This is a genomic window from Pseudomonas sp. CF161, from assembly GCF_000416215.1.
Taxonomy (GTDB): domain Bacteria; phylum Pseudomonadota; class Gammaproteobacteria; order Pseudomonadales; family Pseudomonadaceae; genus Aquipseudomonas.
In genome coordinates this window covers 1-24,712 of record NZ_ATLP01000034.1, presented here as the reverse complement: position 1 = coordinate 24,712, position 24,712 = coordinate 1, and the positions used below count along the sequence as shown (strand labels likewise).

Annotated in this window: 23 protein-coding genes; 5 read left to right on the top strand and 18 right to left on the bottom strand. The window is 64.7% G+C overall.

All coding sequences use genetic code 11. The annotated features are described in order from the left end of the window. Positions 1–8 precede the first annotated feature (8 nt). From CF161_RS03770 to CF161_RS03740, 7 genes are read right to left on the bottom strand one after another with little or no spacing between them, the layout of a single operon-like run. Positions 9–731 (bottom strand): hypothetical protein, encoded by a 723-nt coding sequence (locus tag CF161_RS03770; protein ID WP_020295233.1) that lies wholly within the window; start codon positions 729–731, stop codon positions 9–11. Beyond that, positions 731–1,549, bottom strand: a complete 819-nt coding sequence (locus tag CF161_RS03765; protein WP_020295232.1) for a YfaP family protein — start codon at positions 1,547–1,549, stop codon at positions 731–733. Before CF161_RS03765 ends, CF161_RS03770 begins: the two co-directional genes overlap by 1 nt. A gap of 3 nt (positions 1,550–1,552) precedes the next feature. Further along, positions 1,553–3,196: a DUF2300 domain-containing protein gene (locus tag CF161_RS03760; RefSeq protein WP_043228582.1), complete on the bottom strand. Its 1,644-nt coding sequence runs from the start codon at positions 3,194–3,196 to the stop codon at positions 1,553–1,555. Position 3,197: 1 nt separating this feature from the next. Next, positions 3,198–7,772 carry an alpha-2-macroglobulin gene (locus CF161_RS03755; protein WP_084471644.1) on the bottom strand — a complete coding sequence of 1,525 codons (4,575 nt, stop codon included), beginning with the start codon at positions 7,770–7,772 and terminating at the stop codon, positions 3,198–3,200. Further along, on the bottom strand, positions 7,769–8,434 hold the full coding sequence (locus CF161_RS03750; protein ID WP_020295229.1) for a DUF1175 domain-containing protein: 666 nt from the start codon (positions 8,432–8,434) through the stop codon (positions 7,769–7,771). Before CF161_RS03750 ends, CF161_RS03755 begins: the two co-directional genes overlap by 4 nt. Next, positions 8,419–10,140, bottom strand: coding sequence for a DUF2138 domain-containing protein (locus tag CF161_RS03745; protein WP_020295228.1), 1,722 nt, complete (start codon positions 10,138–10,140; stop codon positions 8,419–8,421). The genes CF161_RS03750 and CF161_RS03745 overlap by 16 nt, the downstream gene beginning before the upstream one ends. 37 nt (positions 10,141–10,177) lie before the next feature. Further along, positions 10,178–10,969 carry a YfaP family protein gene (locus CF161_RS03740; RefSeq protein WP_020295227.1) on the bottom strand — a complete coding sequence of 264 codons (792 nt, stop codon included), beginning with the start codon at positions 10,967–10,969 and terminating at the stop codon, positions 10,178–10,180. 398 nt (positions 10,970–11,367) lie between these two features. Between CF161_RS03740 and CF161_RS32760 the strand changes: the two genes are divergently transcribed. The 5 genes from CF161_RS32760 to CF161_RS03720 all read left to right on the top strand — a co-directional run bounded on the left by CF161_RS32760 (position 11,368) and on the right by CF161_RS03720 (position 16,897). Continuing rightward, positions 11,368–11,505, top strand: coding sequence for a hypothetical protein (locus CF161_RS32760; protein WP_371106506.1), 138 nt, complete (start codon positions 11,368–11,370; stop codon positions 11,503–11,505). Positions 11,506–11,660: 155 nt separating this feature from the next. Further along, the gene (locus CF161_RS03735; protein WP_011063724.1) at positions 11,661–11,903 is read left to right on the top strand and encodes an exodeoxyribonuclease VII small subunit; all 243 of its coding nucleotides are present in this window, start codon (positions 11,661–11,663) and stop codon (positions 11,901–11,903) included. After that, positions 11,900–12,787, top strand: a complete 888-nt coding sequence (ispA, locus tag CF161_RS03730) for a (2E,6E)-farnesyl diphosphate synthase (RefSeq protein WP_020295225.1) — start codon at positions 11,900–11,902, stop codon at positions 12,785–12,787. The genes CF161_RS03735 and ispA overlap by 4 nt, the downstream gene beginning before the upstream one ends. A 252-nt stretch (positions 12,788–13,039) precedes the next feature. Continuing rightward, positions 13,040–14,938, top strand: coding sequence for a 1-deoxy-D-xylulose-5-phosphate synthase (dxs, locus tag CF161_RS03725; protein ID WP_020295224.1), 1,899 nt, complete (start codon positions 13,040–13,042; stop codon positions 14,936–14,938). 102 nt (positions 14,939–15,040) lie between these two features. Continuing rightward, on the top strand, positions 15,041–16,897 hold the full coding sequence (locus CF161_RS03720; RefSeq protein WP_020295223.1) for a TonB-dependent siderophore receptor: 1,857 nt from the start codon (positions 15,041–15,043) through the stop codon (positions 16,895–16,897). A gap of 173 nt (positions 16,898–17,070) precedes the next feature. On the opposite strand, the gene CF161_RS03715 is transcribed toward CF161_RS03720, so the two are convergent. The 11 genes from CF161_RS03715 to CF161_RS03665 all read right to left on the bottom strand — a co-directional run. Continuing rightward, entirely contained in the window at positions 17,071–17,868 is a 798-nt protein-coding gene (locus CF161_RS03715; protein ID WP_020295222.1) for a cobalamin-binding protein, read from the bottom strand. Continuing rightward, entirely contained in the window at positions 17,868–18,287 is a 420-nt protein-coding gene (locus CF161_RS03710; RefSeq protein WP_020295221.1) for a hypothetical protein, read from the bottom strand. The genes CF161_RS03715 and CF161_RS03710 overlap by 1 nt, the downstream gene beginning before the upstream one ends. Continuing rightward, the gene (gene ribA, locus CF161_RS03705; RefSeq protein WP_020295220.1) at positions 18,284–18,901 is read right to left on the bottom strand and encodes a GTP cyclohydrolase II; all 618 of its coding nucleotides are present in this window, start codon (positions 18,899–18,901) and stop codon (positions 18,284–18,286) included. The genes CF161_RS03710 and ribA overlap by 4 nt, the downstream gene beginning before the upstream one ends. A gap of 113 nt (positions 18,902–19,014) precedes the next feature. Then, positions 19,015–19,770 carry an ABC transporter substrate-binding protein gene (locus CF161_RS03700; RefSeq protein WP_043228580.1) on the bottom strand — a complete coding sequence of 252 codons (756 nt, stop codon included), beginning with the start codon at positions 19,768–19,770 and terminating at the stop codon, positions 19,015–19,017. 11 nt (positions 19,771–19,781) lie between these two features. Next, the gene (locus CF161_RS03695) at positions 19,782–20,285 is read right to left on the bottom strand and encodes a phosphatidylglycerophosphatase A (RefSeq protein ID WP_020295218.1); all 504 of its coding nucleotides are present in this window, start codon (positions 20,283–20,285) and stop codon (positions 19,782–19,784) included. Then, entirely contained in the window at positions 20,282–21,247 is a 966-nt protein-coding gene (gene thiL, locus CF161_RS03690; protein ID WP_020295217.1) for a thiamine-phosphate kinase, read from the bottom strand. The genes CF161_RS03695 and thiL overlap by 4 nt, the downstream gene beginning before the upstream one ends. 18 nt (positions 21,248–21,265) lie before the next feature. Next, on the bottom strand, positions 21,266–21,766 hold the full coding sequence (gene nusB, locus CF161_RS03685) for a transcription antitermination factor NusB (RefSeq protein ID WP_020295216.1): 501 nt from the start codon (positions 21,764–21,766) through the stop codon (positions 21,266–21,268). After that, positions 21,763–22,239 (bottom strand): 6,7-dimethyl-8-ribityllumazine synthase, encoded by a 477-nt coding sequence (gene ribE / locus CF161_RS03680; protein ID WP_020295215.1) that lies wholly within the window; start codon positions 22,237–22,239, stop codon positions 21,763–21,765. The genes nusB and ribE overlap by 4 nt, the downstream gene beginning before the upstream one ends. Positions 22,240–22,330: 91 nt before the next feature. Continuing rightward, on the bottom strand, positions 22,331–23,422 hold the full coding sequence (gene ribBA / locus CF161_RS03675; RefSeq protein WP_020295214.1) for a bifunctional 3,4-dihydroxy-2-butanone-4-phosphate synthase/GTP cyclohydrolase II: 1,092 nt from the start codon (positions 23,420–23,422) through the stop codon (positions 22,331–22,333). Between the two features lie 16 nt (positions 23,423–23,438). Then, positions 23,439–24,113: a riboflavin synthase gene (locus tag CF161_RS03670; protein WP_020295213.1), complete on the bottom strand. Its 675-nt coding sequence runs from the start codon at positions 24,111–24,113 to the stop codon at positions 23,439–23,441. 46 nt (positions 24,114–24,159) lie between these two features. Continuing rightward, positions 24,160–24,712: RibD family protein (locus CF161_RS03665; protein WP_020295212.1), on the bottom strand; the 553-nt coding region annotated here is incomplete at its 5' end.

Genomic DNA, 24,712 nt, shown 5'->3' with positions numbered 1-24,712 from the left:
GCACTGATTCAGGGAAAGGTGATCGAGGACACGATGGCGGTGATCTCGGCCAAGGTGCGCGGGCTCAGTTCCAGGGGCTGTGGATCGTTTTCCGCTGCGCCCAGCAGCACGTTATCGCCGTGCACCAGGCAGAAGCTGACACGGCCGAAGCTGTCCCGGCCCGGGTTGCGAAAACCGAAGATAAAGCCACTCCAGTTGGTTCCTTGCAGGGGTTTGAACACATAGCTGCTGGCCGGACCGGCCTGGGGACTCGGGACCCAGCCGTGCCCGGTGAGGGTGGCCGGGCATTTGCGTTCGCTGTCCTGGCGCAGGGACTCGATGGCCGGGTTGTATTCTTGCGTCGGGTCCGGCGTGTACGGCCCCTGGAAGCTGAAATACTCCGGGCTGTCGCACATCAGGCCGAACCATTTGTCCTGGCGTGCACCGGGTTTCCTGAAGCTCCAGGCATAGCCGGAGTGGGTGGGTGCCTGCCACAGATAGGGCCGGTTGCGCGCCTGATCGCCGCGCTTTGCCTCGATGAACAGGGCATGGGGCGTGACAAAGGTCAGTGACTGCTGCTCGGCCAGCGGCAGGCTGAATTGGCAGCCGTCCAGGTGCATCAAGGCCAGCGCAGGCCCCGAAGCCGAGGCAGACCAGCCGTTCTGATTGCCCACCTCCACCGTCGCCGCCATGGCCGGCACACACCCCAGAACCAGGGCTGCGCACCAGCCGCGGGCCTTGCGCGGCGCCATCACGGGTAGCTGAAGCGCTTGACCAGCGTCAACTCACCCGGAGCGCGCATGGGCACGATAAACGACTCGGTCTTTTCATTCGGCGTGCCTTCCTCGGTGATCAGCGTGACCTGGGCGGTGGTCAGCGGCTGCACCGCGTCGGACGGGCTTTCGTCGTCATCGTCGGTGCTGCGATAACCGCCGCCGTAGTAGTTCACGTACACCAGGTACTGGCCTTTGAGCGGCGCCGGCATGGCGAAGATTTCCGGGCCGTAGCCGGTGGTGACGTCCACATCCAGGGCCGCACCGTTGGGCGCCACGCGGTCGCCGTACCAGACATGGGCGCCGTCGGGGGTGATCAGGTGCAGGTCGAGGTCGGTGTTGTCGCTGTCCCAGGACAGCAGCACCCGCAACTTCGGTGGCGTGGCACCGCCGCCGCTGTTGAGAAACTGCACGCGTTTGCGTTGTTGGCCATCGGCGCTGCGCACTTCCACACTGTTGCTGCCGTTGGTAAAGGAAAACGGCCGATCGAAGCGCCCTTCGCCATCCAGCTTGAGGGGCATGGCAACGCCGTTGACGATCAGTTTGCCCGGCTCGCCGCTGGCCTTGGGCGCGCCCTTGATCTGGCCGCTGATGCGCGCGGTGTCGGACTGGCCAGCCGGGGTGTTGACCGACGAGGCCGGGTAGTTGACGGTCTGCTCGAACAGTTCGCCATCGGCCGCGCCGGTGCGCCAGCCGCCGCGTGGGGTGTCGAGGTGAACGCTGCTGTCGGCCAGGGCCGGCGCCAGGGTGAACAGCCCACAGAGCAGCAGAATGACCGGGGGATAAGGAAGTTTCATGGCCTATTCCAGTAAAAGGTGGCGGGCAAGCCCTTCGATGTAGGTTTCATCCTGGCCATTGGGATGAGCTTCAAAGGCCAGGTGCAGGTATTCATGGGTCAGGTCCAGGCGGTCCTGGAGCGACAGCACGCCGCGCACGTAAATGCGCTGGCGCTCGCGATCGACATACGGCCGGCCAAAGGCCAGGCGGCACACCGCAAAATGCTCGACTTCGTTGTAGCCAATCTCCCGATCCAGGGGCTGGCGCCAGCGGCGGCGCTGGTTTTGCAGCCAGTCCTGGGCCGCCGGCAAGGGTTCGCAGGAGGCCACCGGGTTGTCCCAGCGGCTCAAGCTGGCCCTGGGGTAGGCATGCAGCAGGATGGCGTCGTAGCGCTGGCCGGACCGGGCCTGCTGCATCGCCTGTTGCCAGGACAGTTTGTCTTCGCCGGCCTGATCCGAATGGTAGGTGACCTGAGTCCCGGCCAGGATCAGGTCGCTGGTCCAGGCGGCAACGGCCCGCGCCTCTTGGGTGGCCGGACGCGGCGCCACGCGCTGGCGGTCGCTGCTGTCGTCGATGCTCAGGCACTCGCCGCTGCGGTCGGCGTTTTGCAGCAGGTAGGTGCGGATCGCCACCGCCAGGGCCTTGGCCGCCTCGACCGGTTGCGCGCTGGCTTCGCGCTGCAGCACCCGCGCGACGTATTCCTCACGGTCCAGGCGGGCCACCAGGCGCGGTTGGCCGGCGTCCTGCTGCAAGAACAATTCGCCGGAGCTGTGGATGTCCAATTGATTGCCGTTGACGAACTCGACCCGGTAATCGCCCTGCAAGGCTCCAGTCTTGATCGCCTGGCCGTTCTGGCTGAGCCGGTGTATCGGGTAGCGGGAAAACAAATTGACCGCCACGCAGCGGCCCTTATCCAGCGGCTCGTTGACCGGCAACAAAGTGGCCAGGGCCTCGGCGTAGTCCTTGAGCACCCGCTGGCTGGTGCCACGGCCCGCGACCCACAGCGGCGTGCCATCTGCCAGCCAACCGGCAAAACCACCCTGGCGCGATTGCGTGTCCTGCTCGCCGAGCCAGCTCCAGGTCTTGACCCGCAAGCGCCCGCCGAGGGCGCCGACCACCAGGCCGTCACCCGCGTGCAGCACCACATCGAGCAATACCCGCCGCGCCTGGTCCTGAGCCGGCAGCACGGCCAGCACCTGCAACAGCTCGGCCACCGGCACCCGGGTCTGCGGCTGCAGCTGGTTCAGGTCCAGCAACCAGGGCGGCGCCTGGCGCGCCTGCCAGTAGCTGCGCCAGGTATCGGCCTGCACCTGCAAGCGCTGGGGTTCGAAATACAAACCGCAGGAACGCACCAGCGCCTGGTCGCGGCCAATGCCGCCGCCGGCGGTGCAGCAATAAACTTCTTCCTTGGACTGGCCCTGGCAGGCATAAGCCGGTTCCTGGGCACCGGTGTCCGCCAGCCAGGCATAGACGAACAGCTTCCACAGGCTGCCCAACGGGGCCTGCAGGCTGGTCGGCAAAGGCTCGCGCGACAGCACCTGAGCCTGGCTCAGGTGCAGCAGCTCATCGCCCTGGGCGGTTTTCCAGGCCAGGCGCAGCGGCTCGTCCTGGGCTGTTGCCAGCACCGGGATCAAGCACAACCACAGCCAGGCCAAACGCCGTGTCATGTTATTTGACCGTGACCTGACCCAGCGCCGGCTTCTGCTCCGCCGCCTGATGCTCGGGGGCATAGACCTGGAAGTAACGCGCCGCCGGCAGATTGAACTGACCCTTTTGCGAGAAGCGGATCAGGTGCCGCAGGCGCACTTCGCTTTTTTCGCCCAGCACTTCCAGGGGCACGGCATAGGCCATCTGCCCCGGTTCGAAACGGGCCTTCTCCAGGGACGACGCCTCGGCACCGGCCAGCCCTGCCAGCTTGATGCCCCAGGTGGTGCGCTCGACATCGGCGCCCGGTGGCAGCGGCACTTCGAGCATGCCGTAAGGCAGCGGCTTGCCGCCCTGGTTGGCGATGATCACTTCGTCCAGGTACAGGCCATCACTGGCAATCGGCTTGTTGCCCACCGCTTCCAGCTTGAAGGTGAAGCTTTCGTCACCCGGCACCAGGCGCAGCAGACGGCGGCTGATGGTCACCGGCAGTGCGGCGGCGGCCGGCTGCTTGCTCAGGTAACTCAGGGAGGCCCGCAGCGGACGCTCCTCGGCCCCGGTCAGCGACAGCACGCCAGGCACTTGCGGGCCTTGCCACTGCCAGAAGGTTTCACCGCTGGCGCCCTGCTGCTGTTGCCAGCCCGGCCCAGGTTTCAGCGCCACTGCCGGAGCGGCCTGCTCGACGCTGCGTTGCAGCCAGGTCAGGGCCAGGGCGCGTTCCAGGGTCGATTGCGGCAAGCGCAGGCGTTGTAGCAAGGCCTGGGCGCGAGCGGCATCGAAGGGTTGCAGCGACAGGTTCAGGGCTTCGGTGAATGGCGCCGAGCTGACGTCCAGGCGTTGCCGCGCCTCCTCAAGCTGCGCGGCGAACGCCGGCGGTGGCGTGACCTTGAGGTCACGGGCCAGACCGGCGGCCAGCACCCGGGCGGCGGCCAGGCCAAGGGCCGAGTCCGGATCATTCATCACCAGGCTGTCGTCGCCGTCGCGCTCGTCGTCGGCATAACCGGCACCGGCCTTGGCCAGGTCATCCATCAGGCCGCTGACCAGGGTGTTGACCGGCAACTGCATCTGCCGGGCGAACGACAGGATCAGCGCCCGTTGCAGCAACGGGGTGTTGCCGGCCTCTTTCGAGTAGACCTCCAGCACCCGCTGCCAATGCTCCGGCGGCAGGTTCAGTTGCAGCACCTTGCTCGCGTGCCAGTCGGCGTAATAGGCGTAGGCGGTGAGGAAGGCGTCGGCATCGGCGTCGCCCCCCCACCAGGTGAAGGTGGCTTCGGGACCGGCCATCTGCACCAGGCGCAAGCGGCTGTTTTGCAGCATCAGGCGCAAGCGATCGCGGACCTGCGGGTTGGCGGACAACGCCGGGTACGCCACGCTCAGGGGCAACAACTGGCTGGCGGTCTGCTCGACACCGCCGTAGGGGTAGCCCAGCAGGTCGTCCAGCACCGAGCGGAACAAGGCTTGCGGGCTGTCGTCCAGGTGCAGGCGCAGGTTGCTGGCGTCAGCCGGCAGGTTCAGCGCGGTATCGCCATTGGCCACGTCCAGGCTCTGGGTCTGCGCCACTTGCCAGCCGGCAGCGTCACTGCTCAGGCGCACCGCCAGCGTGTCCACGGCTTTGCCGCCCTGCACCAGCTCGGCGGTCCAATCGCCATTGCCCACGGCGATGGCCGGCAGGGCCACGTAGTTGATGCCCTTGTTCAGGGTCAGGGGCAGGCGCTGGGTTTCCCCGGCGTAATGGATCACCAGTTCGGCCTTGACCGGTTGTTCGGCCTGGCTGAAGGCAAAGACCCCGAGGTCCGGGTGGTCGCCGCTGCGGAAACGGGTCGGCCCGCTCCACTTCAGGTACAGCGCCTTGTCGGAACGCACGAACTGCTTCTTCTGCCCGACCTGGCCGTCATCGGCAATGGCGCGCGCGGTGATCCGCCAGCGGGTCAGGGAATCCGGCATGCGGAAGGTGAAACGGACCTTGCCGCTGGCATCGGTCAGCAGCTCCGGCTGCCAGGCGGCGGTGTCGACATCTTCGCGGCGCGGCCGCTCCAGCACCTTGACCCCACGTTCGCTGCGGTTGGCCTTGCCCGGTGCCGCCGGGGTGCCCGGCAACGCCACGTCATAACTGATAAACGACAGGCTGGCGCTGGTGCGCACGTTGTTGCGGCGCGGGTGGTAGAAGAACTGGTCGATGGTCGGGGCCACTTCCGGTTGCAGCGCGTAGACCATTTCGTCGACCACGCTGACCGTCAGGTGCGCCGGAATCGGCTTGCCGGCGAACTGGGTGCTGAGGTCCACGGTCACGGTTTCGCCGGGCTGGTAGCTGTCTTTGTCCGTCGCCACTGCCACGTCGATCTGCGGCGTGATGACCTTGATCCCGGCGTTCTGGAAGCTGTATTCGCCACCCTTGGTGTAGAGCACGGAAAAGGTCAGGTTCGGCGCAAAGTTGCCTTTGACCGGGACCCGCGCGCGGTACTGGGTCGCGCTGAGTTTTTCCACCTTGAGCCAGTCGCCGCCCTTGGACAGTAGCGCGGTGGACTCGACCTTGTCCCGCTCCAGGGACAGCAACGCATCGTTGACCGGCTCGGGGAAGGTGATCAGCGCCAGCGCTTCATCGCCGGCCTTGTACTCCGGCTTGTCGAGGACGATTTCCACGGTGCCCGGCACCGATTTGACGCCGTCGCCGGTGACCGCATGGCCGGTGCCGCCCAGCACGCGATCGTGCTCGTCTTTCAGGGTCAGGTTGTAGGTGCCCGGACGCTCGAAACTCAGGGCAAAGCCCTTGTCCGCCGCGGCCAGCTTGCCTTCGCCGGTGCTCTGGTCTTCCAGGCGCACCCAGCTGTAGCGGTTGGGCTTGAGGCTCTTGCCTTGTTCGGTGCTGCTTTCGCTGGCGTAGCTGAATTGCACCTTCTCGCCCACCGCGCTGAAACGCTGGGGCGCGCTCAGGCTGAAGCTGGCCGCGCCGCGCTCGATGAGGATTTCCTTGGTGGTCTTGACCCGGTACGCCGCGCCATCGCTGGCAAACACGGTCAGCATGTAGCGACTCGGCTTGTCGGCGGCCGGCAGGTCGAGGGTCGCGGTGCCTTTGGCGTCAGTGGTCAGTTCGGTGCTGGTCAGCTCGATCGGGAACTGGCCCATGTACTGCAATTCGTTGTCCACCATCGACAGCTGCTGGGAGCGCAGGCCCAGCTGCACCTTGGCGTTGGCCACCGGCTTGCCGTCCGGGTACAGCAGCACCAGGCTGCCCTTGATCGGTTCGTTGGTCTTGAAGTCCTGCTTGGCCAGGGCCAGGGAGATTTCAAAGTGCGGCTTGATGTATTCAGCCACGCGGAAGGCGCTGCTGTAGACCTGGTCCTTGTAGCTGAAACGCAGTTCATAACCGCCGGCTACGGCATTGTCCGGCAGCTGGAAGCGGCCTTGGGTGCCGGCCTTGGAGTCCAGGTTCAAACTCAGGGACTGCAGGGCGGTGCCTGTGGCATCGAGCACCGTGACATTGACTGGCGAGGCACCGGGCTGCACCGAGTCACGGGCGTTCTTGAATTCACGGCCGACGATTTTCAGCGACACCCAATCCCCCGGCCGGTACAGCGGCCGATCGGTAAAGGCGTAGAGCTTGGTGTCGTAGATTTCGCTGTCGTAGTAGAAGTTTTCCGAGACAAACACCCCGCCCTCTTCGTCCTCGCCAATCACGTAGGAGCGTTCCGGGCTGACGTGCTTCAGGCGCAGCAGGCCATCGGCATCGGTGGCGCCGCTGCTCATCACGCCCAGGCCGTCGGTCCACAGCACATTGACCTTGGGCACCGAGCTGCCTTCATGCTTGCGCGCGGCCCAGACCAGCAGCTCATCGCCGGCGATCTTGCTCACGGCCACGGTGTTGGAGACAAAGACCATGGTGGTCGCCCGGTACTTGCCCACCAGCGCTTCCACCAGGTACAGGCCCGGCTTGAGGTTGCCCAGCGGGATATAGACGTTACCCGGCGCGACGCTGACGAACTCGCTGGAGGAACCCGCCAGGTTGACCCCGGCCGGTGGCTGGATCGGCTTGGCTTCCCACAGCGGGTAGCGGAACTGCGTCACCAGCGGCAGGCCCTTGATCAACGCGAATTGCGGCGGCGCATCAAACTTGGTCGGCACCAGCATCGAGTTGCCCATGCGCAGTTCCGGCACTTCGTCGATCACCTGCTTGCGCGACTCGTAGGAGAACGCGCGCTGCATCACCCGGCGCGACTTGCGGTACCAGTTGTCCCACAGGTAGGCGGTGGTGTTGGACAGGCCCTCGCCCTTGAACTGGCCATCGCTGACCACCCGGTGCAGGTTTTTCTGGCGCTTGAGAAAGTCCAGCGGCTGGTTGATCCGGTACACCCGGATGTCCGCGCCGCCGTAGGGTTCCATGCGGTAGCGCCGGTAATCGCGGCCCGGCGCTTCGAGGCGCACCATGGCCTGCTCGTCGCTGGCAAAGCTGCTGTCGGCCAGCAGGAAGAAGCTCTCGCCGGACACCGGCGTGTAGTTGCTGGACAACACCGTGTCTTCAGCATTGGCCAGGGACACCGGCACGCAAAGGGCCAGCAACAGGCTCAGGCGAAACAGGAAACGGGGCATACGCGATTCGCTCATTGGGTGAGGAAGTTCAGTCGATAGACGCCGATGAAGTTGGGGTTGGCTGAGTCGGGTATCCATCGGGTGTCCTTCCATGTCATCAGTTGCTGCACGCTAGCCGAGCGCATGCCGTTGTCGGTGGGGGTGGTGGTGCCGGTGTGATAGGCGATGTTGCGGCCCATCCAGATCATCAGGTGCTGGTCGTCGCCCTGATCGAAAAACATCAGGTCGCCGGGGCGCGCCTGGGCCAGGTCACGGCCAACCAAATGGCTGTTGAACTGGATCAGCTTGATCGCATTGACGTAAGGGCCGACCTTGCCGCCGCCCTGCTGCCATTGCTGGGCCAGGCTGCGTTGCGCCTCGCTCAATTCCAGCTCGGGCGGCAGGTAGCGGTTGGAGATGCCATTGCTGCGCAGCCATTTGCCGTCATGCACTTTGAGCGCTTCGTTGGCGGCAAAACGCACCAGCCCGGCACAGTCCTGTTGATACCAGCGCGGGCTCGGGCCCTGGGTCAGCTGTTCCTGGGCGATGCGCACGAACCAGGCGCGAAACACCTGGGACTGCTGGGCGTCCAGGGCCGGCGCCGGTGCCGAGGCCGCCTGGGCCGCGCTGCCCAGCAGCCACAGCGCCAGCCAGCAACCGCCCAGGCTTCTGCGCAACGCGATCACAGCGCACGCCATTGCAGGGGCAGCCATTGCCAATGGCCATCCGGCTCAGTGCCCTCGGGCAGGGTCAGGGCGTACTTGCCGTAGCTGCCGAGTTTGCGCAGCTTGGGCACCAGGTAGGTTTGCGCGGCGTTGTTGAACACCGGCTCCATGTCTTGCGGCAGGCTGTCGAAGGTTTCCTGTTGCATCAGTTGCGCCAGGGAATCCGGGCCGAGGTAGACCGGCACCAGCACGTCCTTGGGCACGACATCGGCCAGGGGCGGGAAGCGTTTGTCGAGGGTGCCCAGGGCCTTGTCCACCAGCTTGTCGTCAAGGGAGAACAGCAGGGTCGAACCGTGCCGCGCCAGGCTGACCTGGAGGAAGGCCCTGCCGGAAATGGCCTGGGGGTCCTTGGCGTCCCGGGCCGAGTACTGCCCGAAGTTGGAACTGACCTGGCGCAGCCACTGGTGGCTGTCGCCCTTCTGCTGCTCGGTCACCGGGAAAATCCGCTCCGGCACATTGGGCTCGTTGGCGCCAACCATCGAGCCGAACAGCGTACCCAGTTCCGCGTCGAGCTTGGCGCTGTCCTGGTCCTTGAGGCTGGCCACCAGCAGCGGCGTGTACAACCGCGAATCGGCATACCAGCACAACCCGGCCGCACCGGCCATGTGCTCGGTCAGGGCCTTGGCCACCGAGGCCTCGGCGCCCAGTTTCACCAGCAACGGTTGCTGCTGCTCGGCTGCCAGCGGCAAGGCCACGCAGGCACTGGCGCCCATGGGCATGGCTTGCCAGATCGGCTTGAAGTCGAAGTCCGGCTGGTTTTCCTGCTCTTCCATGGCCAGGAAGCTGTGCCAGCCCTGCTCGTCCATATCAAAGCGCAGGCCGGCGAAGTTCGGAATAAACCGCTGGTAACCCATGGCCAGCACGCTGGCATTGACCGTCAGCCGCTGCTTGATCTCCGGCGCGCGCGCTTGCAGGCCGAAGGCTTCGGGGAACAGCTTGTCACCCTTGAGCAGGGCTTCCAGGGAGGTGCTCGAGACATGCCCCGGCTCGTCGCTCGGGCCGCTGCCCGGGTCGTAGAGTTTGCTGGGGTTGGACAGCACCACCAGCTTGTCGCCATGGGAGGCGAACACCAGGGACCTGCCGGCATTGAACGTCAGTTGATAGAGCGCCACGTCGTCGCCGGCCACTTTCAGGTCGCCGATCTTGCTCAGTTGCGTGTCATCCAGCGCCACCTTGGCCAGGGGTTCCAGCAGCTTGGCCAGGCCACCCCGGTCCATCACCAGCAGGAAGTCCTTGAGCCGGCCATCGGGGGTGCGCCACAGGGCCACATCCGCCGGCTGGTCGAAGAGTTCCTCGATCAGGCTGTCCTGCAGCTTCAAGTCATGTTCGTAGACGATTCGCCGCAGGCTGCCGATCAGGCCGAGACGATCGGCGTGGGACTCGTAATAGAAGACGAAATCCTCGGTCAGGGTTTCGCGCAGGAACGGCACCGCCAGCAAGTCCTTGGGCAGTTGGCTCAGGGAGTGGGTTTCGAGCAGGCCATCGGGCCGGCTGAGGCCGAGCTTTTCCCCGGCCAGTTCCGCCACCGGGGCTTTGGACTTATGGAAAAACCAGCCCATGCCACCGGCTGCGGCGGCCACCAGGCACAGGCCAAGCGCCAGGGCCGGCCAACGCCGTTTGCTGGAGGGTTGTTGCGTGCCTGGCACGCCAGCAGCCGGGGAAGCAGTGTTTTCGCTCATGATTCGCAAAGCCCAATTCATCCGTGGAACGGGATGTTCAGTAGTTGAAAGTCTTGACCAGCAACAGGTCGCCAATCGCGCGCATGGGCACGATAAAGGTTTCGCGTTTCTCGTTGACGGTGTTTTCGTTGAGCACCAGGTTGATCTGCGAGGTGATCACTTCGTTCTGATTGCTGCCCGCGTCGAAGTTATAGCCGCCACTGCCGAAGTTGCCCCAGTAGTTGACGTAAATCAGATAAGTGCCATGCAGCGGCGCGGTCATGGTGAACATTTCCGGGCCCGGGCCGTCGACGCCATCCGGGTCGAGGCCGCCGCCATTGGTCAGGCCCGGGTGGCCGAAGAACGCATGCTGGCCGTCGGGGGTGACGATGTGCATGTCCAGCTCGGCCTTGGGGTCGTCCCACCCCAGCACCACGCGGATCCGCGCCGGCGTCTTGCTGGTATTAGCCTCGTAGAACTGCACGCGCTTGAGGGATTTGCCCTCGGAGCTGCGCACCTCGACGCTGTTGGAGCCCGCGCCAAAGGCATAGGGCCGGCCGAAACGGCCCTGCTCGTCGGTGTACAGGTTCAGTGGGTTGCCGTTGACCGACAGGCTGTGGGGCTGACGCAGATGCCCCATGGCCTTGATCTGGCCCTCGATCATCGTCCGATTGCGCTGGATGCCGCGATCGATGGGGGGCGTGGGGTAAGCGACCTGAGGGTTTTCGCTGCGGTCGAGCAAGCCGGAATAACGCCAGCCGGCGAGCGGTTCCTGGAGTTCGGCGGAGGGTTCGGACCACGCGCATGACGCCCAGAGCAGGACGCTCAGCAGTGACCAGAACCGGCGCATGTTGTGCTTCCTGCCATGCATGGGAAAACCCTGGCGCCAGATCCGCGGCGCAGCAAAGAATCGTCAGAGAGGGCCCTTTAAAAAGGGCGCCGGAAAGGCCCGCAGATTATCGACTCACAGGCGGTTACACAATTGGGGAAAAGGCTTTTTGCGAGGTAATCGTCAATGAGCCGGAGCAATGACTTCAAGGTGATATCACCGATTCAGCCGGCAGTCGCACTACCTCACGCCTATTCTGGCATTTGCCCGCTCGCCCATGGGTTGTCATGCCATACCCCGGCCCCCTTCTCAGCTCGATGTCGGCTGGCTTTATCAGGCGCATCACGGCTGGATCCGTGCCTGGCTGAATAAAAAGCTCGGCAACAGCAGCGATGCCGCCGATTTGGCCCACGGCGCTGATGAGGATTTCACCGCGGTACAGGCGCTCGCTTAACGTCAACAACCTGTTCGACCGCACCTATTACACCTACGCCGACAACTGGAGCGTGTACGGTGCACCGCGCAATATCATGACCAGCCTCAAATACGACTTCTGATCCCCCCGCCCCCTTCAGCCGGCTCCCAGCAATCGAGCCGGCACTACACCGCCCGGCGGCGGCCTGGAACCTGTCGCGGCGGGGCCTGTCGATTTGCCCGAAACCCCTCTGTCTGCTAGTGTCGCGCCGGTTTAACGTCAACCGAGATAGCCGCCATGGCCCGCAAAAAAGCTGCCCTAGATTTCGAACAATCCCTCGCTGACCTGCAAACGCTGGTCGAGCGGCTGGAGAACGGCGAGCTGTCGCTGGAAGACTCGTTGACCGCCTTTGAACAAGGCATCGGCCTGACCCGTGATTGCCAGGCCGCCCTGGCCCAGGCCGAACAAAAAGTCCAGATCCTGCTGGAGCGCGATGGCGAACTGGCGGAACAACCTTTCGATGCGGAACAACCCGAATGATTGCCGCCTATCAGGCCAGCAGTCAGGCCCGGGTCAATGAAGCCCTGCAAACCCTGTTCGTCGCACCAAGCCCTGAGTTGTCGCGGCTCTACGAAGCCATGCGCTACAGCGTGATGAATGGCGGCAAACGCGTGCGCCCGCTGCTGGCCTACGCGGCCTGTGAAGCCCTCGGCGGCCAGCCTGGGCAAGCCAACGGCGCGGCCTGTGCGGTGGAACTGATTCACGCTTATTCCCTGGTGCACGACGATTTGCCGGCGATGGACGACGACGACCTGCGTCGCGGCCAGCCCACCACCCATAAGGCCTTCGACGAAGCCTGCGCAATTCTTGCCGGCGACGGCTTGCAGAGCCTGGCCTTCAGCGCCCTGCTCGACCCGCGCCTGAGCGATTCGAGCGCCGAGATCCGCCTGCAGATGGTCAGCGCCCTGGCCCTGGCGGCAGGCCCGGCAGGCATGGTCGGCGGGCAGGCGATCGACCTCGGTTCGGTCGGCCTCAAGCTGGACCAGAAAGCCCTGGAATACATGCACCGGCACAAGACCGGCGCCCTGATCGAAGCCAGCGTCAAGCTCGGCGCCCTGGCCAGCGGCAAGGCCGAGAAAGACGAACTCAAGTCCCTGCAGAACTACGCCCAGGCCATCGGCCTGGCGTTCCAGGTGCAGGACGACATCCTCGACGTCGAAAGCGATACCGCCACCCTGGGCAAACGCCAGGGCGCCGATATTGCCCGCGACAAGCCGACTTACCCGTCGCTGCTGGGGTTGGAGGCGGCCAAGGAGTACGCCCTGGAACTGCGCGACCAGGCGCTGCATGCGCTGCGACCCTTTGACGCGGCAGCCGAGCCCCTGCGGGAGTTGGCCCGGTACATCGTCGAACGGCGCAGCTGATCGACCTCGGAACCTGCTCACGATCTGCTGCACTGAGCCCAGGCGGCGCTAAAAATGGCGTCGAAACGCTCATTTAGGGCACTGAATAGCGTGTTCCCAGGCATTTACCCTGCCTGAGCGTCAGTGGCTAAATCGTGAGCAGGCGCTCAGACAGTTCCGAGTGCATATCAGCCAAGTTCCGCGCTCTGCGTGGGCAGCATGCGATGCATCAGGTAAACTGCCGCCTCTTCTATACCTATAACGATTCGCCTGATGCCCACGACGTTTCATGAGATTCCCCGCAAACGCCCGACCACGCCTTTGCTCGACCGTGCCGACACGCCGGCGGGCCTTCGTCGGTTAGGCGAAGCCGAGCTGGAAACCCTGGCCGATGAGTTGCGCCTGGAATTGCTCTACACGGTCGGCCAGACCGGTGGGCACTTCGGCGCCGGCCTGGGCGTGATCGAACTGACCATCGCGCTGCATTACGTGTTCGACACCCCGGACGACCGGCTGGTGTGGGACGTGGGTCACCAGGCTTATCCGCACAAGATCCTGACCGGTCGTCGCGAGCGCATGGCCAGCCTGCGCCAGAAAGACGGCCTGGCCGCCTTCCCGCGGCGCTCCGAGAGCGAGTACGACACCTTTGGCGTCGGTCACTCCAGCACGTCGATCAGCGCCGCGCTGGGCATGGCCATCGCCGCCCGCCTGCAGAACAGCGATCGCAAGGCCATCGCGGTGATCGGCGACGGCGCCCTGACTGCGGGCATGGCTTTCGAGGCGCTGAACCACGCGCCGGAAGTCGACGCCAACATGCTGGTAATCCTCAACGACAACGACATGTCGATCTCGCGCAATGTCGGCGGCCTGTCCAATTACCTGGCCAAGATCCTCTCCAGCCGCACCTACGCCAGCATGCGCGAGGGCAGCAAGAAGGTCCTGTCGCGCCTGCCCGGGGCCTGGGAAATCGCCCGTCGCACCGAAGAATATGCCAAGGGCATGCTGGTTCCCGGGACCCTGTTCGAAGAACTGGGCTGGAACTACATCGGCCCCATCGACGGCCATGACCTGCCGACCTTGATTGCCACCCTGCGCAACATGCGCGATCTCAAGGGCCCGCAGTTCCTGCACGTGGTGACCAAGAAGGGCAAGGGCTTCGCCCCGGCGGAAGTCGACCCGATCGGCTACCACGCCATCACCAAGCTCGAACCCCTGGATGCCCCGGCCGCTACGCCGAAGAAATCCACCGGCCCGAAATATTCCGGCGTATTCGGCGAATGGCTATGCGACATGGCGGCCGCCGACCCGCGCCTGGTGGGCATTACCCCGGCGATGAAGGAAGGCTCCGACCTGGTGGCCTTCAGCGAACGTTTCCCGCTGCGCTACTTCGACGTGGCGATTGCCGAGCAACACGCGGTGACCCTGGCAGCGGGCATGGCCTGCGAAGGCGCGAAGCCGGTGGTGGCGATTTATTCGACCTTCCTCCAGCGCGGCTATGACCAGTTGATCCACGATGTGGCGGTGCAGAACCTCGATGTGCTGTTCGCCATCGACCGCGCCGGCTTGGTGGGCGAAGACGGGCCGACCCACGCCGGCAGCTTCGACCTGTCGTTCCTGCGCTGCATCCCCGGCATGCTGGTGATGACCCCGAGCGACGAAAACGAACTGCGCAAGATGCTCAGCACCGGCCACCTGTACAACGGCCCGGCGGCTGTGCGCTACCCACGGGGCACCGGCCCGAATGCACCGATCGACAAAGACCTGGAGCCGATCGAGATCGGCAAGGGCGTGATTCGCCGCCAGGGCAGCAAGGTGGCCTTGCTGGTGTTCGGCGTGCAATTGGCCGAAGCCTTGCAAGTTGCCGAAACCCTGGACGCCACCGTGGTCGACATGCGTTTCGTCAAACCCCTGGATGAAGCCCTGGTCCGCGAGATCGCCGGCAGCCACGAGCTGCTGGTGACCATCGAGGAGAACGCCATCATGGGCGGCGCCGGTGGTGCGGTCAGTGAATTCCTGGCCCGGGAAAACATCCTCAAGTCGATGCTGCACCTGGGCCTGCCCGACGCCTATGTCGAACACGCCAAACCGGCGCAGATGCTGGCCGAATGTGGCCTGGATCAAGCCGGCATCGAAGCTTCGGTGCGCCAGCGCCTGCAGTTGATGGGGCTGTGATTCGGCACTGATCAAGCTCCGCTCTCGTGGCGGGGAGCTTGCTCCCCCGTCACGAGAGCAGGCTGCCCCACCCTCTGTTCAAGGAGCCATCGGCGCAACGCCATGAAACTCTCGCCCCTCGCCCTGCCCCTGCTGCTACTGCCCGGCGCCGACATGCTGGCCGCCACCCCCGATCGTGACCAGGCCCTGAAACTGCCGGACATGCTGATCAGCGCCAACCGCCAGGTCCAGGCGCGCAACGACAGCAGCGCCGCCAATACGGTGTTTACCCGCGACGACATCGAGCGCCTGCAACCCACCAGCCTGACCGACTTGCTGCAGCGCGTGCCCGGGGTCCAGGTGGCGCCCGGCGGCGGTCGGGCCAGCCTGCCCAATATCCTGATTCGCGGCACCAATTCCGCGCAGAGCCTGGTGCTGGTCGACGGCCAGCGCATCAGCAGCTCCAGCTCCGGCGACAGCAACCTGCAATTTCTCAACGTCGAGCAGATCGAACGGGTGGAAGTGCTGCGCGGCTCACGTTCGGTGATCTATGGCAGCGACGCGATTGGCGGGGTGATCCAGATTTTTACCCGGCGCGGCACCGAGGCGGGGCTGCAACCGCGCCTGCACCTGGGGTTTGGCAGCAATCAAAGCTGGGAGCGCAGCCTGGGGCTGTCCGGCGGCGACCAGCAGACGCGCTTCAGCCTCGGTGCCAGCCTGGATGAGACTGCCGGCATCGACTCGACCGGCCCCTCGTTCCCGGCCGACGCCGACCACGATACCTACCGCAACAAATCCCTGAGCCTGACCCTCAGCCACGCCTTGAGCGATGCGACTGAAGTGGGCCTGAACCTTCTGGATAGCCGCGGCAAAAGTGCGTACGACAACCCCTTCGGCCCGCAACAGCAGCCCTACACCGACTTCAACCTCAGCAGCCTCGGCAGCTACCTCGACAGCGCCGTTACTGAAAACTGGCACTCGCGGGTCGAGTTTGGGCATGTCGAAAACCGTGATTTCAAAGGCGACAAGCTGAGTGACGAACGCAGCACGTTCAACACCTACCGCAACTCGCTCAACTGGCAGAACGACCTGCGCCTGGACCAGCAGAACAGCCTGATCCTGGGCGCGGACTGGTACGAGGATCATCTCAACACCAGCACCGCCTTCGCCGAGGACAGCCGCTGGAACCGCGCGGCCTTTATCCAGCACCGCTTTCAGGGCGAGGGTTTCTCGACGGAGCTGGGCCTGCGCCGGGACCAGAACCAGCAGTACGGCAGCCAGAACACCTGGAGCGCCAGCGTGACCCTGCCGCTGAACCCGGACAACGAGCTGCTGCTGTCCTACAGCGAAGGCTTTCGCGCGCCGAACTTCAGCGACCTCTACTACCCGGGCTACGACAACCCCGAGCTCAAGCCCGAACATTCGAAAACTTATGAGCTGCAATGGCGCAGCCAACTGAGCGACAGCAGCAGCCTGGAAGCCTCGCTGTACCGCACCGATATCCGGGACGCGATCACCCCTGACAGCCAATATCGCCCGCAGAATATCGGCGCCGCGCGGATCAACGGGTTCGAGGCCGCCTTCAGGCAGGAACTGTTCGGCTGGCAGGGCAACCTCGGGCTGGCGGTGATCGACCCTCGGGACCGTGACAGCGGCCACACCCTGAACCGCCGCGCCCGGCGCACCTTGAGCCTGGACCTGGATCGACAATTCGACCGCCTGGGGCTCGGCGCCAGTTGGCAAGCCGTCAGCGGCAGCTACAACGACATGGCGAACAACGATCCGATCCCAGGCTACGCCCTGCTCGGCCTGCGCAGCAGCTGGGCCCTGAGCCGCGAGATCAAGCTCGACCTGAAACTCGACAACCTGCTGGACAAGACCTACAGCCGCTCGCTCTACAGCTATTCAGGCAGCCAATACGGCTACCGCGAAGAAGGCCGGACCTGGATGTTTGGCGTGACCTGGACCCCCGAGCTCTAGAACAACTCAAGCGACCCCTTGCACAGCAGGCCGTTGTGGTGAGGGAGCTTGCTCCCGCTGGAGTGCGCAGCACTCCCAAATCGGACACATCACCGGGCCAGGTTTTGGGGTTGCCGTGCGCCGGAACACCAGCCCGGCCCAGCGGGAGCAAGCTCCCTCACCACAAAAAGCCCTCAACGCTGCGGAGCGATCAGCTCGCACAACCTGCCAGTCGCCGCCAGCATCTGCCCACTGGGTCGCTCCAGGCCCTTGTCCAGCACCAACAACAGACGGCCCTGGGCCACGGCGGCGATCTGTGGCCAGGCCTTCCAGCTGTCCAGCTGACTCTGCGTGGTGGCCAGGATCGCCTGCGGATTGCGTTGCAACACCGATTCGATGCTGACCTGCGGCGCTGGCAGCGACAGGTCGGCAAACACATTGCGCGCCCCGCACACACTCAGGGCGTCGCTGATGATCTGCTGCCCGCCCACGGTGTACAGCGGTTGGTCCCAGACCTGATAGAACACCGGCAGCGGCGGCTCCCGGTGATAGCGCCGACGCAACCCGGCCAGCTGCGCACTCAACTGTGCTGCCCGCTCGCGCCCGGCCAGGGGCCGGCCGAGGCGTTCGCCGATCTCGGCGATCTGCGCAATCAGCTGTTGGAAATCATGGGGTTCGGCGACATAAGTGGGGATGCCCAGGCGCGCCAACTGGTCGCGCTGCGCCGGACCGACACTGCCGGGCCAGAGCAGCAGCAAATCCGGCTTGAGGCTGAGCAGGCGCTCCATGTCGAGCTGGCCATAACGGCCCACCGACGGCAGGTGCTGCAACGCCGGTGGACGCTCGCCGGCATCCAGCACCCCCACCAGCAAATCGGCGGCGCCCAGTTCGACAACAATTTCCGAGAGCGATGGCGCCAGGCTGACGACCCGCTCCACCGCCAGCGTCGAGCCGCTGGCCAGCAGCCACAGGACAGCCAGCCAGCAACGCATCAGCCGAGCTGGCGAGGAATACGGTAGAGGTAGAACAGCACCGCGGTGGACAGGGCCAGCAGCATCAGCGGCACGGCCTCCAAACCGACAAAGACCGCCAGGGCACCGATCCAGGCCGGCAACGCCGCCACCAGGAAAGCCACGCGGCGGCGGGCCGCCAGGGTGATCCAGGCAGCCGGTTCTTCAGGGGTATCGAGGGCTTTCTGAGTGGCGATCAAGGCATGCTTGTAGCCATTGAAAAAGCGCAGGCTGACAAACATCGAGGCCACGCCGGCGATAAAGAACGGCATCGCCAGCACCGGCAAAATCGCCTCGCTCTGGCCAAACACCGCGTTGATCACAAACAACGGCAACAGGGCCAGGGCCAGGTATTGCCACCAACTGACTGCCAGGCGCCGCCGAACTTGGCCCCGGGTCACGCCGGATCCGCCTCGCTCTGGTGCTCGTTGCCCATCATGTGGTCGAGCTTGCTGGCCTTGGTCGCCAGGTACAGTTTGTTGTGCGGGTTGTGCCCGGTATGCAGCGGTACGCGCTCGGCCACCTGGATGCCCATCTCGGTCAAGGCTTTGACCTTGCGGGGGTTGTTGGTCATCAGGCGCAGGGACTTGACCCCCAGGTGCTCGAGCATCGGCAGGCAAATGGCGTAGTCACGCTGGTCGGCGGCAAAACCCAGGCGCTCGTTGGCTTCAACGGTGTCGGCGCCGCCGTCTTGCAGCTCGTAGGCACGGATCTTGTTCAGCAAGCCAATGCCGCGGCCTTCCTGACGCAGGTACAACAGAACGCCACGGCCTTCGCGAGCGATCGCCTGCAACGCGGCTTCCAATTGCGAGCCGCAGTCACAGCGCTGGCTGAACAGGGCATCACCGGTCAGGCATTCGGAGTGCAGGCGTCCGAGGACCGGGGCGCCATCGGCAATGTCGCCCAGGCTGAGCACGACGTGCTCGCGACCGGTGGCTTCATCGAGAAAACCGTGCATGGTGAATTGCGCAAACGGGGTTGGCAGCTTGGAAGCGGCGACAAAAACGACGGGCACCGTTGTGCTCCTGATCTGGATGGGGACTGGAGATTCGCAGAGGCGGCATTGTAACAGCAGCGTTCGGCAGACGCTTAGGCTGAATTATCGGTGATAAAGATCAAGAAGTTTGATCAGCGGGCAACAGCGTCGAGGTTCGCGTCGAACGGATACGGTTGTTGCCAGCGCTCGAAAATCGCCCGCAGGCGGCCATTCTTGACCAACTCTTCCATGCGCCGATCGAACATCTCGCTCAAGGCTCGGCCCCGCTCGCTTTTGGCGAACCCCAGGTACAACGGCAGTTCCGCCAGGTGCGAACGCTTGAACAACGACGGGTCCTTGGCCTGGCTGAGGACATAATCGACCTCGGTCAGGGCATCGATATAGTAGTCGGCGCGGTTGTAACTGAGCATGGGCAGGATGCCGATACGGCGGCGAATCTCGTTGAAACGCTGCACATTCGGCAAGTACTCCTGGTACTTGTAGCCACGTACCCAGACCAGCCGATAGCTGCCCAGGGTCGCCAGGGTCGGTGCCGGATTGGAGGCCAGCCCCAGGGCATAGATGTGATCGGTGTCGTAATTCCAGCGGGGGTAGATCACCCCCGGCGCCTCGCCCTTGTAGGAGCCGACCTGGGCATCCACCTCGGCCCGCTGCACCAGCCCCACCGAGCGCATGTACGGCACGCTGTGGATCTCGAGCTTGACCCCTTCGGCCTGGAACACTTCCCGCAGGATATCCCAGGCCATGCCCCGGCCATCGGCTTCGGTGTAATCGTTCCACTCTTCGCTGGCCAGATGGATCTCGGTGAGAACCGGCGACGGCTCCACGGCCCGAACCCCGCAGGTCCAGAGACAGAGTAAAACCACCAGCCAGCGGCTAGAAGCCATGCCTTAATCCCTCAGGTGAAGCACCACACCAGTCCTTGCATCGCCAGCCAGGCGAAGACCCCTGCCAACACGTCATCGAGCATGATGCCGACGCCGCCGTGCACATGCCGGTCGATCCAGCGAATCGGCCAGGGCTTGAGGATGTCAAAGAAACGGAACATCAGGAACCCCACCAGCAGCCAGTACCAGCCTTCGGGCACCAGCCACAGGGTGATCCACATGCCGACCATTTCGTCCCAGACGATGCCTTCGTGGTCGTGTACCCGCAGATCGTCGGCCACTTTGCCACACAGCCAGAAGCCGAACAGCATGGTGATGCCGAGCATCAGCCAGTAGCCCCAGTCCGGCAGCATCTGCCACAACGGGATAAACGGTAGCGCAACCAGCGAGCCCCAGGTGCCGGGAGCCTTGGGCAAGGTCCCCGAACCAAAGCCGAAAGCCAGGAAGTGCCAAGGGTTGCGCCATACCGATGGCGGCACGAACTCGGCCGGAACCTGCTTGGGATGATCTGTCACGGTGTCTCCCGAAAATGTTGATAACCCCGGACGCCCGGGGTGATGTCTTGGCCGGCGGCATCCAGCAGGGTCACGCCCTGCCCGGCCACAACCCGGCCGACCGCGTGCACCGGCCAGCCGTCAGCCAGCAACGGCGGCAGCTCGGCGGGGGGCAGAGTGAACGCCAGCACATAATCGTCACCGCCACTGAGGGCGGCAACCCGGGCGGCATTCTCACCGAGAAAGCCCAGCAATGCCCGGGACATCGGCAGCTTTTCACTTTCGATCAGCAAGCCGACAGCTGAAGCCAGGGCAATGTGCCCGCAATCGGCCAGCAGCCCATCGGAAATATCCAACGCCGCGCTGGCCTTGCCCCGCAGTGCCTGGCCCAGGGCCAACTGCGGTTGCGGCGACCAGTAGTGAGCCAGCAGCGCCTCGGCGATGGCCGGTTCGGCGCTGCGCTGGCCCAGCACCAGGGGCAAGGCCCCGGCGGCATTGCCCAACTCGCCGCCGACGCACAGCAGGTCGCCAGGTTGCGCGCCGCTGCGGGTCAGGGCCTGGCCGACCGGAACCCGGCCGAAGACGGTCAGGGTCAGCGCCAGCGGACCACGGGTGGTGTCGCCGCCCACCAAGCGCACCCCACAGCTCTGCGCCATGGCATTCAAGCCACGGGCATAGCGTTGCAGCCAATCGGCGTCGACCGTCGGCAGTGTCAGGGCAAGGGTAAAGGCAAGGGGACTGGCGCCCATGGCTGCCAGGTCGCTGACTGCCACCGCCAGCGAACGCTGGCCGAGCAGAAAGGGGTCACAGGGGTCGGCAAAATGCACGCCGGCCACCAGGGTATCGGTGGACACTGCCAGTTGCTCGCCAAACGGCACGGCCAGCAAGGCGCAGTCGTCGCCGATCCCCAGTGCAACGCCCTCGCCGCCCTGCGCACAAGGCGCGGCAGCGAAGAAGTTACGGATCAGCTCAAACTCGCCCATGGCAGCTGCAAGCGCGAATCAGCGCTTGAACGCCTTCACTTCAGCTTCACGCAAGCGTGGGGCCAGTTTGTCGAGCACGCCGTTGACGAACTTGTGGCCGTCGGTGGAACCGAAAACCTTGGCCAGCTCGATACCTTCGTTGATCACCACGCGGTATGGCACGTCGACGCGCTTGAGCAGTTCCCAGGTGGAGAGGCGCAGGACCGCCAGCTCGACCGGGTCCAACTCGTCGATGGTGATGTCCAGGCAAGGCACGAGAGCGCTGTCGATCTCACCCTTGTGGGCTGGAACTCCGTGAAGGATCTCGCGGAAGTAGGCACCGTCGATGTCGGTGAAATCGTTGTCGACCCGAAACTGCGCTTCGATCTCGTTCAGCGAGTGCTTGGCCATGTGCCATTGGTACAGCGCCTGAGTCGCGAGCTGACGGGCTTCGCGGCGCTTGGCGCTCTTGGATGGCTTGCCAGCGTCCGCAGGCTTCGGATCGCGCGGGTTGAAACGATCGCTTTCGTCGCTAATCACTTGGCCTCCAACTGCGCCAGCAGGCTGACCATTTCCAGGGCGGACAGGGCAGCTTCAGCACCTTTGTTGCCGGCCTTGGTGCCGGAACGCTCGATGGCTTGCTCGATGGAGTCAACGGTCAGCACGCCGAACGCAACCGGTACGCCGAACTCCATGGACACCTGGGCCAGGCCCTTGGTGCATTCGCCAGCCACGTATTCGAAGTGCGGGGTGCCGCCACGAATGACCGCGCCCAGGGCGATGATTGCCGCGTATTCGCTTTGCTGCGCGACTTTCTGCGCAACCAGTGGAATCTCGAAGGCGCCAGGTGCGCGGATGAGGGTGATGTCGCTTTCGCTCACACCGTGGCGAACCAGGGCGTCAACGGCACCGCTGACCAGGCTTTCAACGACGAAGCTGTTGAAGCGGCCGACCACCAGGGCGTAGCGGCCTTTAGGGGCGATGAAGGTACCTTCGATGGTCTTCAGGGTCATTCGACAAATCTCTTAAAGAGCCAGAGCGCGCTCGGTGCGCGCCCTTCAGTGATATTTGAACCGCGAATTTCAAGCCGGAAACGACCAGCCTTTATTCGGAGGGCACGTATTCTACAACTTCCAGGTCGAAACCGGATATCGCATTAAACTTCATGGGTGCACTCATCAGGCGCATTTTGCGTACGCCCAGGTCCCGCAGGATCTGCGAACCGGCACCAACGATGCTGTAGGTGGTCGGTTTTTTCGCCGGGATGTGCTCGGCGGTTTCGCGGATATGCGCCAGCAGTACGTCGCCATCCAGCGGGTGACCCAGCAACAGCACGACGCCGCTGCCGGCCTCGGCCACCGTGGCCATGGCCGCGCGCAGGCTCCAGCGGCCGGGCTGCTTGACCATCAGCAGGTCGCGCAGCGGGTCCATGTTGTGCACCCGGACCAGGGTCGGTTGTTCGGCGCAGATCTCGCCCAGGGTCAGTGCCATGTGCACGTCGCCTTCCACTGAATCACGATAGGTCACCAGGTTGAACTGGCCCAGTTCGCTGTCCAGCGGCTGCTCGGCAATCCGCTGAACGGTACGTTCATGGATCATCCGGTAGTGAATCAGGTCGGCGATGGTGCCGATCTTGATGTTGTGCTCGGCGGCGAAGGCTTCCAGTTCGGTGCGACGGGACATGGTGCCGTCGTCGTTCATCACTTCGCAGATCACCCCGCTTGGCTCGAAACCGGCCATGCGCGCCAGGTCGCAGGCAGCTTCGGTGTGGCCGGCGCGGGCCAGGGTGCCGCCGGGCTGGGCCATCAGCGGGAAGATGTGGCCGGGGCTGACGATGTCTTCAGCCTTGGCATCCTTGGCGGCGGCGGCCTGCACGGTACGCGCGCGGTCGGCGGCGGAGATCCCGGTGGTCACGCCTTCAGTGGCCTCGATGGAGACGGTGAACTTGGTGCCGAACCCGGAGCCGTTGCGCGGCGCCATCAATGGCAGCTTGAGCAGTTCGCAGCGCTCGCGGCTCATGGGCATGCAGATCAGGCCACGGGCGTGCTTGGCCATGAAGTTGATGTGTTCGGCCTTGCAGCACTCGGCGGCCATGATCAGGTCGCCTTCGTTCTCGCGGTCTTCGTCATCCATGAGGATGACCATCTTGCCTTGGCGGATGTCTTCAACCAGTTCTTCGATGCTGTTGAGCGCCACGCGGCACCCCCTTGGGTCAGGATTTGAGGTAGCCGTTGGCGGCCAGAAAGCTTTCGGTAATGTTGCCCTGGCCTTGAGCAAGGCTCGACTCCGCGGCCTTGTCGCCCAGCAGCAGACGCTCCAGGTAACGGGCCAGCAGGTCGACTTCCAGGTTCACCCGACGCCCAGGCTGGTACGAAGCCATGATGGTCTCGCTCAGGGTGTGGGGGATGATTGTCAGCAGGAACTCGGCGCCGTCCACGGCGTTCACGGTCAGGCTGGTGCCGTCGACGGTGATCGAGCCCTTGTGCGCGATGTACTTGGCCAGCTCCTTGGGAGCGCGGATGCGAAACTCCACGGCCCGGGCGTTTTCAGTCCGGGCAACCACTTCGCCGACACCGTCGACGTGGCCGCTGACCAGGTGCCCGCCGAGACGGGTGGTCGGGGTCAGGGCTTTTTCCAGGTTGACCGGGCTGCCGGTCTTGAGGTCGTTCATGGCGGTGCAGTCGAGGGTTTCGCGGCTGACATCGGCCAGGAACCCATTGCCGGGCAATTCCACGGCGGTCAGGCAGACGCCGTTCACCGCGATGCTGTCGCCCAGTTTGACGTCGGCCAGATCAAGCTTGCCGGTTTCTACGTAGACCCGCACATCTCCGCCTTTTGGGGTCAATGCACGGATGCTGCCGATGGATTCGATGATGCCTGTAAACATGGAGTCCTCCTCGAGAACGGGTCCGCCGCTCGGCGAAAGCCGGCGATTATACGCTCGTCGCCGGCCGAGGAATGGCAGTGACTCGCCAGTCATCGCCGACAGCGCGCATGTCAATGATCTGCAGCAACGGCGCCTCGCTCATCTGCGCCAGGGGCCAGTCGAGCAGCGGCCGGGCCGTGGAGCCGAGAAACTTGCCGGCGACGAAGATCTGGTACTCATCCACCAGGCCCTGCTGGGCAAAGGCGCCGGCCAGGCTCGGACCGGCTTCCACCAGCACCTCGTTGACGCCGCGGGCGGCCAGCTGGCGCAGCAACTGGTGCAGGTCGACCTGGCCGTCGACGCCGGGCACGATCAGGCATTCCGGACCGTTGGCGTACTGTTCTTCCACGGCGACACAGGTGGCGACCAGCGCCGGGCCGGCCTTGAAGAACGGCGCATCCAGCGGCACCCGCAGGCGGCCATCGATCAATACCCGCAGCGGTGGGCGACTCATGGCCAGGGCCGTCTGCTCCGGGTCCAGCCCCAGCTCGGCGGCGCGCACGGTCAGCCGTGCGCCGTCGGCCAGCACCGTGTCGGCACCGGTCAGGACCACGCTGGCC